Raw genomic sequence first — 15,396 nt, forward strand, 5'->3', positions numbered from 1 at the left:
GCCACGGTTTGCGCCTATGACCCGGAAGGCATGGAAGCGGCCAAGGAAATGCTTGCGCCGGTGACATACGGCAACGACCCTTACGAGATTGCCGAGGGCGCCGATGCCATCGTGCTCGTTACCGAATGGGACGAGTTCCGCGCGCTCGACTTCAAGCGCCTGAAGACCACGATGAACAACCCGGTCGTCGTCGACCTGCGCAATATCTATCCCGTCGCCGAAATCACGCGCCACGGCTTCAGCCACTTTGCCGTCGGCAAGAAGACCGAGTAGAGATAGAAAATGCACTACTTCATAACAGGCACCGCAGGCTTCATCGGCTTTCATCTCGCGCGGCGCTTGTTGCAGGATGGGCATCGGGTTACCGGTTTCGACGGTCTGACGCCCTATTACAACGTCAAGCTCAAGCATATGCGGCACGCGGCCCTGGCGCAGTTTCCGGCCTTCAAGCCGGTGATCGCCATGCTTGAAGATCAAAGGGCGCTAGAAGATGCCGCCGGCAAGGCAAAGCCGGACATCCTGATCCATCTGGCGGCCCAGGCCGGCGTCCGCTACAGTCTTGAAAACCCGCGCGCCTATCTGAGCTCGAACGTCGAAGGCTCGTGGAACATTCTGGAAATTGCCGAGCGCCACAAGGTGCAGCATCTGATGCTGGCCTCGACCTCCTCGATCTATGGTGCCAACCCCTCCGTTCCCTTCCATGAGACCGACAGGGCCGACGAGCCCCTGACGGTCTATGCCGCGACAAAGAAGTCGATGGAGCTGATGGCGCACAGCCATGCGCATCTCCACAAGCTGCCGACCACCGCCTTCCGCTTCTTCACCGTCTACGGACCCTGGGGCCGCCCGGACATGGCGCTCTTCAAGTTCGTAAAGTGCATGCTGGAAAACCAGCCGATCGAAATCTATGGCGAAGGCAAGATGAGCCGCGATTTCACTTATATCGACGATCTTGTCGAGGCGATCGTGCGGCTTTCGCCGATTATACCTTCGGAAGAAAACCGCATCGCCGACGACAGGATCGAGACGCTGTCTCGCCAGGCGCCGTTCCGCGTCGTCAATATCGGCGGCGGCCAGCCTGTCAGCCTGATGGACTTCGTGGAGACCGTGGAACAAGCGCTCGGCAAGCCGGCGCAGCGCAAGATGCTGCCGATGCAGAAGGGCGACGTGCCGCGCACCTTCGCAAGCCCGGACCTGCTTGCCGCCCTGACGGGTTACAAGCCCGATACGAAGCTTGAAACCGGCGTCAGCGCCTTTGTCGAATGGTATCTGGAAGCCCGCCGGGAACTGGAGCCGTGACCGCAAGCACCCGCCTGCCCGCGTCTTTTTCGGCCGGGGGCCGGCCAGGCGGACAAATGAGCTTGCCGATCTCGGCAGCCGGCATGGGATAGCCGAGTGCGTATCCCTGCAGCATGTCGCAGCCGAGTTGCGTCAACGTTTCGGCATGGCCCTCCGTTTCAACACCTTCAGCGATTACGCTCACATCGAGAGCCTTGGCGATGTCGATGATGGAGCTGACGACACTGCGTTGCTCCTTGGATTCGACGATGTCAGTCACCAGTTGCCGGTCGAGCTTCAGGCGTTTTGGACGCAGCTTTGCCAAGCCGATCAACGAGGCGTGCCCGGAACCAAAATCATCGATCTCGATATCGATGCCCATCTGTTTGATCTGATCGATGTTGCTCAGCAGCTTGTCGTCTGGATCGTCGAGAAAGATCGTCTCCACCAGTTCGAAACAGAATTCGCCCGGAGGAACCTGAAGCGCCCGCAGGCTGTCGAGCAGGGCCGGATCGAACAGGCGCGCGCTCGAAATATTGACCGCTATGCGCGGAACGGCGGCACCGCGATCCAGCCAATGCCGGCAATCCTCCAGTGCCATCTTCAGAATTGCCGCGTCGATATCGGCCGAAAGCCCGTTGTCATCCGCAGCCTTCAGGAAGACGGGCGGCGACAGCACGCCCCTTTCTGGATGAATCCAGCGGGCAAGCGCTTCGAGGCCGCAGATCGCCCGCGTCTTGGCGTCGAACTGCACTTGGTAGTAAGGAACGATCTCTCCCCGCTCGAGCCCGCGCTTCAGCTCTTCGGCGAGACGCCGCTTGCTGAGCAGGTCGTCCCGCAACTGCCTGGTAAAGAATTCGATGCGGTTTACGCCAAGTTTCTTGGCCTGATAGAGAGCAAGATCGGACTCGGTAAACAGATTGCGCGTCCGCCGGCCGGCACTCCATGAGATCCCGATCGACGTGCCCGATTGCAGCAATTCCTGACCGAAGCGGATCTTCCTTCGCAGCCGCTGCTGGACATCCGCAGCAATGCGCGTGAGCGCTTCGATGCCTGCGAAATTCCAGAGCAGAATGACGAATTCATCGCCGCCGACACGCGCCACGAGGCTGTTCTTTGGAACGGCGGCCGTCATCCGCAGCGCTGCAGCACGCAGAACGGCGTCGCCTGCGGCGTGGCCATAGCTATCGTTGATCTGCTTGAACTGGTCGAGACCAAGGTGAAGGATCGCAAGCATCGAGATCGACTTGTCGGCATGCAATTCGACAAGCCGCCTGTCGAAGAGGCGGCGGTTGGGCAGTCCGGTCAGATAGTCATGCTCGGCGGCATACTCGATCCGGGCGTTGCTTTCCTCAAGCGCCCTTGCCCGCGCTTCGGCGACCTGGCGCTGACGCTTCAGCTCCGCATTCAGCATGACATCGGCCGTGACGTCCCACTCGGCGCCGATGAAGGAGGGAGCACCCTCCTCGCTGACGTAGAAATGCGCCCGCGAGCGCAAATGGCGGATTTCGCCGTTCGGCAGCACGATACGGAACTGGGAATCATAGGCGCCACGCCTTGCGATCGCCTCGTCGAATTCCTGTGCTGCGCGTTGCCGGTCTTCGTGATGAACCGCGTCAAACCAAAACGACGTGGGAAGGACGCGCATGGTCTGGCCCGTTTGATAGAGCCGGTGCATCTGCGCATCCCAGAGGATCTGGTTGGTGCGCACATCATGCTCCCAAACGCCGATCTGCGACGCATCGAGTGCAAGCTCGAGGCGCCTTAACAGATCTTGGAATTCCTGTTCCGACCGCGTCGGTGTCCTTTTCGGCAATTCGGTGTCTCAGACTTAAGCAGATGCGAGAAACTATAATACCGTCTCAAGCAGACATTAACGAAGCCTTTTGGATTGCCGAACTGGCTATTGGGTGAACCCTTCCTTACTCCCGCCGGACTATTCACCTAGTGGTTGTGACGTGGCGGGAGCTTTGCAATCTTACGGAAGTCTGCCGCCCCTTCGAGCACAGCCCCTTCCGAAAGCTGACTGACCGAGCGGCGGTAGATGCGCTGCCATGGCGTCGCGTCCGGCGGCACGGGCGGGACACCTTTGGCTTTTCGGCGTTCGATCTCGGCGTCATCGACCAGCATGTCGCAGCGCCCCAGATTGAAATCGATGCGGATGATGTCACCGGTGCGAAGCCAGGCAAGACCGCCGCCGGCGGCACTTTCGGGCGAGGCATTGAGGATTGAAGGACTGTCGGCAGTACCGGACTGGCGGCCATCGCCGATCGTCGGCAGGCTGTTGATGCCGCGTTTCAAGAGGTGGTCGGGCGGTTGCATATTGACGACTTCGGCTGAACCCGGCCAACCGATCGGCCCTGCCCCACGGATGACGAGGATGGTGTTTTCGTCGATATTCAGCGACGGATCATTGATGCGCTTGTGATAATCTTCCGAACCGTCGAAGACGGTCGCCTTGCCCTCGAATATGCCTTCGCGCCCCGGCTCCTGCAGGTAGCGCCGGCGGAAATCGTCCGACACCACGCTCATCTTCATGATCGCGAAATCGAAGAGATTGCCCTTGAGCACGAGGAAGCCCGCCCGTTCCTTGAGAGGTGCAGAAAACGGCCGGATGACCTCGCGGTCGCTTGCCTGCCTGCCTTTCAGGTTTTCGGCCAAGGTCTTGCCGGTGACGGTCCGACAGTTGCCGTCGAGCTTACCGGCCTTGAGCAGTTCCCACATGACCGCAGGCGTGCCGCCTGCCCTGTGATAGCGCTCGCCGAGATAGGCGCCGGCCGGCTGGACGTTGGCAAGCAGCGGGATGTCGAAGCCATGGACCTGCCAGTCGTCGGGATGAAGTTCGACACCGGCATGTTTCGCCATGGCCGCCAGATGCGGCTGCGCATTGGTCGAACCGCCGATTGCCGAATTGGTGCGGATGGCGTTGAGGAAAGCCTCGCGCGTCAGGATGTCCGACGGCTTCAGGTCTTCGAACACGATTTCGACGGCACGCCGCCCGGTGCGGTAGGCCATCTGGCCGCGCTCGCGGTAAGCCGCCGGAATGGCGCCACAACCCGTCAGCGACAGGCCGAGTGCTTCGGCAAGCGCATTCATCGTCGAAGCGGTGCCCATCGTATTGCAGTGGCCGATGGAGGGTGCGGAATCGAGCGCGGCCTGAAGGAATTCTTCCCGGTCGATTTCGCCGGCACCGTATTTGCGCCGCATGCGCCAGATCACGGTTCCCGATCCGGCCAGTTCGCCCTCGTGCCATCCGTCAAGCATCGGTCCGCCTGAAAGTACAATGGCGGGAATATCGACGGTGGAAGCCGCCATGATCGCCGAAGGCGTGGTCTTGTCGCAGCCGGTCGTCAGCACGACGCCATCGAGCGGATAGCCGTAGAGAATTTCCACGAGCCCGAGATAGGCGAGATTGCGGTCGAGTGCGGCCGTCGGACGCTTGCAGTTTTCGAAGATCGGATGCGTCGGGAACTCGATCGGAATGCCGCCCGCATCGCGGATACCGTCGCGCACCCGCTTGGCAAGTTCGACGTGCACCCTGTTGCAGGGCGTAAGATCGCTGCCGCTCTGGGCGATCCCGATGATCGGCTTGCCGCAGCGCAACTCTTCCGGTGTGATGCCGTAATTCATGAAGCGCTCCAGATAGAGCGCTGTCATGTCTATATGGTCGGGATTATCGAACCAGTCCTGCGAACGCAGGCGGCGCTTCGGCGGCTTGTCGTCGTTCATTCTTTCCTCCAGAACGGACAGTCGGCATATCTTTCCGAACGGCTCCGTCCATTAGATGTACGTTCATCAAGACATAAACCTGCGACGCCTCCATGCAAATAAAAAAGGCGGGACTGGATGTCCCGCCTGCCGATTTGATGATGTTGCCGCTTACTCCGCTGCCACCCGGATGGCGCCCTCTTCGGACGGCGGACGATTGTCGTTGTGCTGCACCAGCGGGCGGTTGCCCGTCAGCTTGCGGAGCAGCACATAGAAGACCGGCGTCATGAAGATGCCGAAGAAAGTCACGCCGATCATGCCGGCAAAGACCGCAACGCCCATGGCGGCGCGCATTTCCGCACCGGCACCGGTGGAGACGACCAGCGGCACGACACCCATGATGAAGGCCAAGGATGTCATCAGGATCGGGCGAAGACGCAGCCGGCTTGCCTCGACCGCCGCCTGGACTGGCGTACGGCCTTCGAACTCCAGTTCACGTGCGAATTCCACGATCAGGATCGCATTCTTCGCCGAGAGACCGACAAGGACCACGAGGCCGATCTGCGTGAAGATGTTGTTGTCTCCGCCCGTCAGCCAGACGCCCGTCAAGGCGGCCAGCACGCCCATCGGCACGATCATGATGATCGCAAGCGGCAGGGTCAGGCTTTCGTACTGGGCAGCCAGCACGAGGAAGACGAGGAGCAGCGCCAGCGGAAAGACGAGCACGCCGGAATTGCCTGCCAGGATCTGCTGATAGGTCAGATCCGTCCATTCGAAGCTGATGCCCTTCGGCAGCGTCTCGTTGGCGATTTTTTCGATCGCAGCCTGAGCTTGGCCGGAGGAGAAGCCCGGCGCAGGACCGCCGTTGATATCGGCCGAGAGGAAACCGTTATAGCGGTTGGTCCGCTCCGGCCCGGTCGTCGCGCTGACCTTCAGCAACGCCGACAGCGGGATCATCTGGCCCGACGCCGAACGAACCTTCAACTGGCCGATGTCGTCCGACTGGGCGCGAAACTTCGCATCGGCCTGCACCCTCACGCTGTAGGTGCGGCCGAAAGCATTGAAGTCGTTGACATAGAGCGAACCCAGATAGATCTGCAGCGTTTCGAAAACATCGGTCACCGAGACGCCGAGTTGCTCGGCCTTGGCGCGATCGAGGTCAGCAAAGAGCTGCGGAACGTTTATCTGGTACGCAGAGAAGATGCCGGTCAGCTCAGGCGCCTCGTGTGCCTTGGCGATGATTGCCTTGTTGGCCTCGTCCAGCACCTGGTAGCCGAGACCGGCGCGGTCTTCGAGCTGCATCTTGAAGCCGCCCGTCGTGCCGAGGCCATTGACCGGCGGCGGCGGGAACATGGCGATGAAGGCATCCTGGATCGCCCCGAACTTCTGGTTCAAGGACATGGCAATCGCACCGCCCGAAAGCGCGGGCGACTTGCGCTCCTCGAAATCCTTCAGCGTCACAAAGACGATGCCGGCATTTGAAGAGTTGGTGAAACCGTTGATCGACAGACCGGGAAAGGCGATTGCATGGGCAACGCCGGGCTCGGCCATGGCGATTTCGCTCATCCGCTTGATGACATCTTCGGTCCGGTCAAGGCTTGCGGCATCCGGCAGCTGGGCAAAACCGATCAGATACTGCTTGTCCTGTGCCGGCACGAAACCGCCTGGAACGGCATTGAAGAGGCCGTAGGTCGCACCAGCCAGCGCCAGGTAGACGACCATGACGATGCTCTTGCGCGACAGCAGGCCGCCAACGCCCTTGCCATAGGCTTTCGAACCTGCACCAAAAACGCGGTTGAAGCCGCGGAAGAACCAGCCGAAGATGAAGTCCATGCCGCGCGTCAGCCAGTCACGCTTGGCGTGGTGACCCTGCAGCAGGAGGGCTGCCAGCGCCGGAGACAGGGTCAGCGAGTTGAAGGCCGAAATAACCGTCGAGATCGCGATCGTCAGCGCGAACTGGCGATAGAACTGCCCTGACAGGCCGCTGATGAAGGCGAGCGGCACGAAGACGGCGACGAGCACCAGTGCGATCGCGATGATCGGGCCGGAAACTTCCTTCATGGCCTTGTAGGTCGCATCGCGCGGGCTGAGCCCATTCTCGATGTTGCGCTCGACGTTTTCGACGACGACGATCGCATCATCCACAACGATGCCGATCGCCAGTACCAGACCGAAGAGGCTGAGTGCGTTGATCGAAAAGCCGAAGACGTACATTACCGCGAACGTGCCGATGATCGACACGGGAACGGCAATCAGCGGGATGATCGAGGCACGCCACGTCTGCAGGAACAGGATCACGACGAGAACGACAAGAGCGATGGCTTCAAGCAGTGTATCGACGACCTTCTCGATCGACGAACGGACGAATTTCGTCGTGTCATAGACGATCTCGTAGCTGACCCCGTCCGGCATTGCGATCTTCAGCTCCTCCATCGTCTTCTGGACTTCGTCCGAGATGGTGATGGCGTTGGAGCCCGGAGACTGGAAGACCGGGATGGCGACCGCCGGCTTTCCGTCGAGGATCGATCGCAGCGAATAGTCGGCAGCGCCGAGTTCGATGCGTGCAACGTCGCGAAGGCGGGTGATTTCACCGTTGGCGCCCGTCTTGACGATGATGCTGCCGAACTGCTCCGGCGTCTGCAGGCGCCCCTGAGCGTTGACGTTCAGCTGCAGCTCGGTGCCTGGCAGGCTCGGCGAAGCTCCGATCGTGCCGGCAGCGGCCTGAACGTTCTGTTCGCGGATCGCGTTGGTGATATCGCTGGCAGCGAGATTATGCTCGGCGGCCTTTTGGGGATCGACCCAGACGCGCATCGAATAGTCGCCCGAACCGAAGACCTGCACCTGGCCCACGCCATCGATGCGCGCCAGGCGGTCCTTGATGTTCAAGACGCCGTAGTTGCGCAGATAGGTGATGTCGTAGCGGTTGTCCGGCGAGATCAGGTTGACGACCATCATCAGGTCGGGAGAGCTCTTGACGGTGGTTATGCCGATGCTCTTCACCTCGTCCGGCAGGCGCGGTTCGGCCTGCGAAACCCGGTTCTGGACCAGCTGCTGCGCCTTGTCCGGGTCGGTACCAAGCTTGAAGGTTACCGTCAGCGTCATGACGCCGTCGGAGGTCGCCTGGCTGGACATGTAGAGCATGTCCTCGACACCGTTGATCTGCTCTTCGAGCGGTGTCGCAACCGTCTGCGCGATGACTTCCGGATTGGCGCCCGGATAAGTCGCGCGCACGACGATCGACGGCGGCACGACTTCCGGATATTCGGAAATCGGCAGTGCCCTGAGGCCGATCAGACCGGCTACGAGGATGAGGACCGAAAGCACGCCGGCAAACACCGGGCGGTCCACAAAGAATCTGGAGATGTTCATTTCAAGGCCCTCTCCGGGATGAACTTGGATGCAAGAACCCTTGTCGGCCGGTTGGGGTACCGCCGGCGGGTCAAATCATTTCGTTGTTGGCCCGAAGGGCCGGATGACGGGGAGGCTCGGCAGGTATCGTCTCTGCTTTTGGCCAAGACGTTGGCTCCTTCGCCGCTCGCCCCCTCGTCTTTAGTGCGGACGTCCTTCTCCACGCCGAAAGGAAAAATTGCTCTGGCGGCCCTACTTGGCCGCCACTTTCTCTTCCATCTGCGGTTCGACCACCGCGCCCGGACGGATGCGCTGCAAGCCATTGACGACGATCTTCTCGCCCGGGTTCAGACCGCTTTCGACGACGCGGAGACCGTCACTTGCCCTGCCGAGCTGGACCGGCCGATAGCTGACCTTGTTCTCGCCATCGACGACGAAGACGAACTTCTTGTCCTGGTCGGTGCCGATCGCCCGCTCGCTGACGAGAATCTTGTTCTCGGCTCTTGGCTGGCCCATACGGACGCGAACGAACTGGCCGGGGATCAGCTTGCCGCCCGGATTGTCGAACACGGCGCGGACACCGATCGTGCCGCTTGCAGCATCGACCTGGTTGTCGACGAGCTGGAGCTTGCCCTTGATCGGCGTGCCTTCATCGGCAAGCGTGCCGACCTCGACCGGGATCTGTTCGAGGGCGCGCACTGCATTGTCATCGGCCGGAAGCTGCGACAGCGCCTTCGTCACCATCTCCTCGCTGGCGTTGAAGCTCGCATAGATCGGATCGATCGAGACGAGCGTGGTGAGCGCTGGGGAGGCGGAACCGGCAGCAACAAGATTGCCGACGGTGATCTCCAGCTTGCCCACTCGGCCGGAAACCGGAGCCCGAACCTCGGTGTAACCGAGATCGAGCTGAGCCGACTGCAGGGCCGCCTGCGCGGTACGCAGCCCTGCCTGCGCCTCTGTAAAGGCGCTCTGGCGCTGGTCCATATCGCTCTGCGAGATCGTGCGGCTATCGGAAAGCCGGCGGCCACGCTCGAGCTCGATCTGGGCCAGGCTGACCTTGGCCTCGGCGGAGGCAACCTGGCCTTCGGCTTGAGAAACCGCCGCCTGGTAAGGGGCCGGATCAATTGTGAAGAGCAGGTCGCCGGCCTTCACCAGCGCGCCTTCGCGGAAGTGGACCGACTGGATGGCGCCCGCAACGCGCGAGCGAAGCTGAACCCGGTCGATCGCTTCGAGACGGCCTGAGAACTCTTCCCAGGTAGTCACATCACGGCTTGCAACGACGGAAACCGTCACCGGCACAGCGGGAGCTTGTGCAGGGGCGGAAGCGGCCGTCGCAGCCGCGCCCATCGGCAATTCAAAAAAGATGGCGGCTGCCGAAACAGACGCAACAAGCCCTATGCCAGCGCCCACCAGGGCCCAGCGCTTCTTTCTGGACGTCATCGGTACTCTCCTTGCGGCCCTGTACGGCCGACGATAATCAGTTCGTTTTCAATGCAATTGGTGTTGAACGCTTAATCCCTGAACGAAACTCTTGAACTCGCGGCTGACGCTCTCCTGCCAGTTCGAGGTGCCGTCCGTCTTCCCGCCATAGATAGATGGCCAGCCTGCCCCGGCGGGGAGGATATGCTGGCGGACATCGACGCCTGCCGCTTTGAGACGGTCGGCATAACCGACGGTCTCGTCGCGCAAGGGATCGTCTTCCGCCGTGAAAAACAGCGCCGGCGCAACACCGGCAATGCGCGAACAGAGGCAGGGCGCCGCATAGGGGTGACAGCCGCCGCCGCTGAGATAATGGCTCCAACCTTCCGTCCAGCGCTGGCGCATGCCGATGCCGTCTGCCTTGCGGATGGAGGAGGTGCCCATGAACGGATCGAGGAGCGGCGAAAACAGGATCTGGCCGTCGAGTGCGTCGGCGTAGTGATCGCGCGCCTTCAGCGCCACACCCGCCGCGATATTGCCGCCAGCCTCTTCGCCAGCGATCAGAAGCAGCGAGTTGCGATCGCCAATGCCGGAGGCGCGCTTGTTGGCAAGATAGGAAAACAGGGAATAGCCGACTTCGAGCGGCTTCGGAAAGACGTTACCAAGGGGCGCATTGTAGTCAGGGATCGCAACGATCGCACCGGCTTTCGCCATGCTCTCAGCAATCGCACTTTCCTTGACGGTGGCCTGGATGCCGGATTCTAGGAAGGCGCCGCCGTGAAAGAAGAGAACGATCGGCGCCCCCTTGCCGAATTCGGCGCCTTGGTAGACGCGCGCGGAAACGGGGCCGATGGCCACCTTCTCCAGCACCATGTCTTTTACCTGCACCGTCATCGGTCCGGCTTTCGCTTAATCAAAGATAACGCATGGCAAGCGCCTGCAGCTTGCCATTCCGATAAAAAAGATATTGTTATTCACATCGCGGAATAAGAAGCTGTATTATGATTACACTGTTCCGATTTTCGAATAATATCGCAGTGCAAACTGTGGAGACCAAAAATGGACCAGCTCTCGGCAATGCGCGCCTTCATCCGCGTCGTTGAGACGGGCAACTTTACGCGGGCGGCCGACACGCTCGCAATGCCCAAAGCGACAATCACCAACCTTATCCAGGGCCTGGAAGCGCATCTGCGCACCAAGCTGCTTAACCGTACGACGCGGCGCGTCATGGTGACGACGGACGGGGCACTCTATTACGAACGCGCCTCGCAGATCGTTTCGGAACTGGAAGAGCTCGACGGCAGTCTTTCCAACTCCCAAAGCCTTCCAGGCGGCCGCTTACGCGTTGAAATGGCAGGCGCTTTTGCCGACACCATCGTCGTGCCGGCACTTTGCGACTTCTACATGAAATACCCCGATATCCGCATTGATCTCGGCGTCAGCGACCGCACGGTGGACTACCTCGCAGAAAACGTCGACTGCGCCCTTCGCGCCGGCACCCTCGCCGATCAGTCGTTGATCGCAAGACGTGTATCCGAAATCGAAATGGTCACCTGCGCATCCCCCCGCTACATCGAGAAATTCGGAATGCCCGCACACCCGCAAGAGCTCGAAAGCAGCCATTACGGCATCAGCTATTTCCGCGCACAGACCGGCCGCACGATCCCGTTCGAATTCAAGAACGGCAACGACGCGATCGAGGTAAACCCGAGATATATCGTCTCGGTGAATGACGGCAGAACCCTCATGAGCGCCCTCACCACCGGCCTCGGCGTCGGCCAGACGCTTCGTTTCATGGCGCGCAGCGCCATCGCACGAGGCGAACTCGTCCAGGTTCTGCCGGAATGGAAGCGCGATCCGCTGCCGCTCTACGTCGTCTACCCGCCGAACCGGCACCTGAGCAACAAGGTACGCGTCTTTGTGGACTGGATGGTAAAGCTGCTTGCCGACGCCAAGCTCAACGATGCTTGAAAGGGGAAGCGGCCCCGAAGGCAGAAAAACCTTCAACGGGCCGCGATCGGATCAACTTCGAATTTCGAACCCGCCGCATCACCAGGGAAAATGACGCGGCGGGCTTTTGGAGGTTTGGCGCCGGAACTAAGAAATTTCCGTTCGCTCCTTGCCAAGCAATATAATTGGCAACCGGACGGATTTTAAGGCGCAACTTCGCACATCACCGTTCAGAAAAACAGAACAATGTCATCGGAGTCGGAAACAACGTCGCGGGTTTAGACCATGCCGCCATTGGCGCGAAGGACCTGTCCGTTGATCCAGGAGCCGTCCGCACCAGCGAGGAAGGAGACGGCAGCGGCGATGTCTTCGGGGCTGCCGAGGCGTTCGAGCGGGTTCATCTTCGCCATGCGGGCGACGAGTTCGTCTGATTTGCCATTGAGGAAGAGATCAGTCGCGGTCGGGCCGGGAGCGACCGCGTTGACCGTGATGTTCCGGCCGCGCATTTCCTTCGACATGATCGCCGTCAGCACCTCTACTGCCGCCTTGGTCGCGGCATAGACGCCGTAGGCTTCGAGCTTCACGCCGACGACGCTGGTCGAGAGGTTGATGATCCGGCCACCGTTGCGCAGGCGCTTTGCGGCTTCGCGAAGCGTGTTGAACGTGCCCTTCAGGTTGACTCTGACCTGGAGGTCGAAGTTTCCATCGTCGGCATCGGCGATTGAAGACAAGATCATGATGCCGGCATTGTTGACGAGAACGTCGATGCCGCCGAAGGATGCTTGCGCGGCATCGAACATCCGCCGCACTGCTTCGGGATCGCTGACATCGGCCTTCGCCGTTAGCGCCCTGCCGCCGGCCTGCTCGACTTTTTGAGCCAGTTCTTCGGCAGGAGCGGCATTACCGGAATAGTTGATAACGACGGTAAAGCCATCCTTGGCAAGACGTTCGGCAATGGCCGCACCGATGCCGCGGGATGCACCCGTGACAATCGCGACCTTGTTGTCGTTGCTGGCCATTTTTCTTCTCCTTCAGTTCCTTGCGCCGAAGCGCGTTTCGATGAGGAGAAGATGATACTTTTCATTGTGCGGATAATCATGCATTCTTCGGCATCACTATCCGAGAAACGCGAACAAACAAGATGGACCGATTTGATGCCATGCGGGTCTTTTGCCGCGTCGTGGAACGCCGCAGCTTCACCCTCGCAGCCGGGGATACGGGCCTGCCCCGCTCGACGGTGACCGATGCCGTCAAGCAGTTGGAAGCGCGCCTCGGCGTGCAACTCATCCAGCGCACCACCCGCCATGTCAGCCCGACGCTCGACGGCGAGGCCTATTACCAGCGCTGTCTTTCGATCCTCGCCGACATCGAGGAGGCCGAGGGCGCCTTTGTCGGCGCCAAACCGAAGGGCATGTTGCGGGTCGATGTGCACGGAACGCTTGCCCGGCATTTCGTGCTGCCGGGCCTGCCATCCTTCCTGGAGACGTATCCGGATATCGAATTCTACATGAGCGAAGGCGATCGTCTGGTCGATCTCGTTCGTGAAGGCATCGATTGCGTCTTGCGCGTCGGCGTGCCGCAGGATAGCGACATGATCGTCCGCCCGGTCGCTACGCTGGAAGAGATCACCCTCGCCTCACCCGCCTATCTCGAACTGAATGGCACACCGGAACATCCCGACAAGCTCGACGGCCACCGCATGGTCGGGTTCCGGTCCAGCGCCACGGGCGGGCTGCTGCCGCTCGAATTCATCGTCGACGGGCAGGTCCGCAACATGTCGATCCCAGCCATCGTCTCGGTCAATGCAGCCGAGAGCCTCCATGCGGCGGCGCGCTGCGGACTGGGCATCATACAGGTGCCGCGCTACCACGCCGAACGCTACATCGCCTCAGGTGAGCTGATTCAGATCCTGAAAGACTTCCCGCCGACCAAGACGCCGGTCTCGCTCCTTTATCCGCGCAATCGTCAGCTTACCCCGCGCGTTCGCGTCTTCATAGACTGGCTGGTGAAGCTCTTTGCGCAGCAGCGGGCAGGTTTCGGGTAGCTGCATTCGATGGGCGATGATATCGGCGGGATCAAACGACGGGTAACTTGAATGACGAATACAGGAGCCATTGGAAACGCACCCCTGACCGGCAGCGACCTTCGAGCCTTCTTCGAGCGCGATGCGATCGCCGTCGCGCGCGATCTCATCGGCTGCCACCTGCTCGTCAACGGTTCGGGTGGGCTCATCACCGAGACGGAGGCCTATTTCCCGCACGACGAGGCCTCGCACAGTTTCCGCGGACCGACCAAGCGCAACGGCGCGATGTTCGGCCCGCCGGGCAACGTCTATATCTACCGCATCTACGGCATGTACTGGTGCCTGAACTTCGTCTGCACGCCGGGCTCGGCCGTCCTCATCCGCGCGCTGGAGCCGCAAAGCGGTATCGCTGGAATGATCGAGCGACGCGGCACCGATGTGCTGACCCAGCTCTGCAGCGGTCCCGGCAAGCTCTGCCAGGCGCTTGATATCGATATCGAGATCAACAACCGGCTGCTCGACCGCCCGCCTTTTTCGATCTCGCGATCGGCGCCGGTTCCGATCACCTCCGGCACGCGGATCGGCATAACGAAGAATGCCGAAGTTCCATGGCGCTTCGGCATTCAGGGCTCGCGATATCTGAGCAAGCCGTTCCGCTGATCACTCCATGACGGCGCTGTGATCCGTTGATGCGGGCGCCGCCTGGGTTTGCGCAAGATGAGCGCCAGCGGCATTACCGCAAGCGACATCAGCATCAGGAGCTTGAAGTCGTCCATGTAAGCGATGATCGTCGATTGCAGCGTTATGAGCTCGTTGATCGAAGCCCGGCCTGCCGCGGTAAGCGGGCTCAGCGACTGCGCGGCGGTGGCATCAAAGGCCCGGTTGAACGGCGTGACATAGGCCGCGATCGAAGCGTGATTGCTCTGCGTATTCTCGACGATCAGTGCCGCGACGATCGAAATCCCGACGCTCGAGCCGATGTTGCGGGAAAGATTGTAGAGGCCCGTACCGTCGCCGCGCATATGCGCCGGCAGCGTAGCGAAGGCAATCGTCGTCAGCGGCACGAACAGGAACCCGAGACCGGCACCCTGTATGAAACCGACCGAGACGATCGTCCACTGCGAGACGTCCGGCGTCCAGCCCGTCATGTCGTACATTGCAAAGGCCGTAAGGCCGAGGCCGAACACGAGGAGCCAGCGGGTGTCGACCTTGCCGATCAGTCGCCCGACGATGAACATGCAAAGTATGGTGCCGATGCCACGTGGGCCCATGACGATCCCGGCCGTGATGACCAGATAGCCCATCAGCGTCTGCAGATAAGGCGTCATCAGCGCCAGCGAGGCAAGATAGGTGACGCCGACCACGAAGATGAACACCATGCTGATCGCGAAGTTCCGGTCGAGAAACAATCGTGGTGTAGGACAAAACCGAGGGTCGATGGGCACTCATAAAGCCATGCCAGCTATTTATAAGTATGCTTATAATGTTGGCGGATATAGTGAGTGTGCGCACAGCACAAGATGATCGGCCGCAGATTCCCGCAGTTGCGGCCAAAATGCCGCAGGGCAGGCTCACGTTCGGCTTTCAAAACCAGGGACTTCGAGTCGGAAGGACGTGTGGCAAGGGCTGATCGTCGAAATCCTTGCTCCAGGTCAGATTCTCAAACTACC

The 15,396-nt window shown here is 60.8% G+C and carries 11 protein-coding genes and 1 pseudogene; 5 read left to right on the forward strand and 7 right to left on the reverse strand.

Annotated elements, in window-relative coordinates:
* Positions 1-273, forward strand: a 273-nt coding sequence (locus EV130_RS24940) for a UDP binding domain-containing protein (RefSeq protein ID WP_281032209.1), incomplete at its 5' end; no start/stop codon positions are given.
* A 9-nt stretch (positions 274-282) separates the two neighbouring features.
* Positions 283-1,299, forward strand: a complete 1,017-nt coding sequence (locus EV130_RS24945; RefSeq protein ID WP_132553768.1) for an NAD-dependent epimerase/dehydratase family protein — start codon at positions 283-285, stop codon at positions 1,297-1,299.
* Here the strand turns inward: EV130_RS24945 and EV130_RS24950 are convergent.
* From EV130_RS24950 to EV130_RS24970, 5 genes are all read right to left on the reverse strand, one after another.
* Positions 1,247-2,989, reverse strand: coding sequence for a putative bifunctional diguanylate cyclase/phosphodiesterase (locus EV130_RS24950; protein ID WP_245520102.1), 1,743 nt, complete (start codon positions 2,987-2,989; stop codon positions 1,247-1,249). The genes EV130_RS24945 and EV130_RS24950 overlap by 53 nt on opposite strands.
* Positions 2,990-3,222: 233 nt before the next feature.
* On the reverse strand, positions 3,223-5,007 hold the full coding sequence (locus EV130_RS24955; protein ID WP_132661887.1) for an IlvD/Edd family dehydratase: 1,785 nt from the start codon (positions 5,005-5,007) through the stop codon (positions 3,223-3,225).
* A gap of 150 nt (positions 5,008-5,157) precedes the next feature.
* Positions 5,158-8,355, reverse strand: a complete 3,198-nt coding sequence (locus EV130_RS24960; protein WP_132661889.1) for an efflux RND transporter permease subunit — start codon at positions 8,353-8,355, stop codon at positions 5,158-5,160.
* Between the two features lie 231 nt (positions 8,356-8,586).
* Positions 8,587-9,774, reverse strand: coding sequence for an efflux RND transporter periplasmic adaptor subunit (locus tag EV130_RS24965; protein ID WP_074062099.1), 1,188 nt, complete (start codon positions 9,772-9,774; stop codon positions 8,587-8,589).
* Positions 9,775-9,822: 48 nt separating this feature from the next.
* Positions 9,823-10,647, reverse strand: coding sequence for an alpha/beta hydrolase fold domain-containing protein (locus tag EV130_RS24970; RefSeq protein WP_207900903.1), 825 nt, complete (start codon positions 10,645-10,647; stop codon positions 9,823-9,825).
* Between the two features lie 165 nt (positions 10,648-10,812).
* Between EV130_RS24970 and EV130_RS24975 the strand changes: the two genes are divergently transcribed.
* On the forward strand, positions 10,813-11,724 hold the full coding sequence (locus EV130_RS24975; protein ID WP_074062100.1) for a LysR family transcriptional regulator: 912 nt from the start codon (positions 10,813-10,815) through the stop codon (positions 11,722-11,724).
* Positions 11,725-11,981: 257 nt separating this feature from the next.
* Here EV130_RS24975 and EV130_RS24980 read toward each other — a convergent pair whose 3' ends face one another.
* Positions 11,982-12,722, reverse strand: coding sequence for an SDR family oxidoreductase (locus EV130_RS24980; RefSeq protein ID WP_132661891.1), 741 nt, complete (start codon positions 12,720-12,722; stop codon positions 11,982-11,984).
* Positions 12,723-12,844: 122 nt separating this feature from the next.
* Between EV130_RS24980 and EV130_RS24985 the strand changes: the two genes are divergently transcribed.
* Together EV130_RS24985 and EV130_RS24990 are read left to right on the forward strand one after the other, a co-directional pair.
* The gene (locus EV130_RS24985; RefSeq protein ID WP_132553778.1) at positions 12,845-13,747 is read left to right on the forward strand and encodes a LysR family transcriptional regulator; all 903 of its coding nucleotides are present in this window, start codon (positions 12,845-12,847) and stop codon (positions 13,745-13,747) included.
* A 51-nt stretch (positions 13,748-13,798) separates the two neighbouring features.
* The gene (locus EV130_RS24990; protein WP_132661893.1) at positions 13,799-14,386 is read left to right on the forward strand and encodes a DNA-3-methyladenine glycosylase; all 588 of its coding nucleotides are present in this window, start codon (positions 13,799-13,801) and stop codon (positions 14,384-14,386) included.
* Here EV130_RS24990 and EV130_RS24995 read toward each other — a convergent pair.
* Positions 14,387-15,141: pseudogene (locus tag EV130_RS24995) on the reverse strand (MFS transporter); the annotation flags it as partial. It lies immediately after the preceding gene.
* Between the last annotated feature and the right edge of the window lie 255 nt (positions 15,142-15,396).

It is taken from the genome of Rhizobium azibense (genome assembly GCF_004342325.1).
In the GTDB taxonomy this organism is placed as follows: Bacteria; Pseudomonadota; Alphaproteobacteria; order Rhizobiales; family Rhizobiaceae; genus Rhizobium; species Rhizobium etli_B.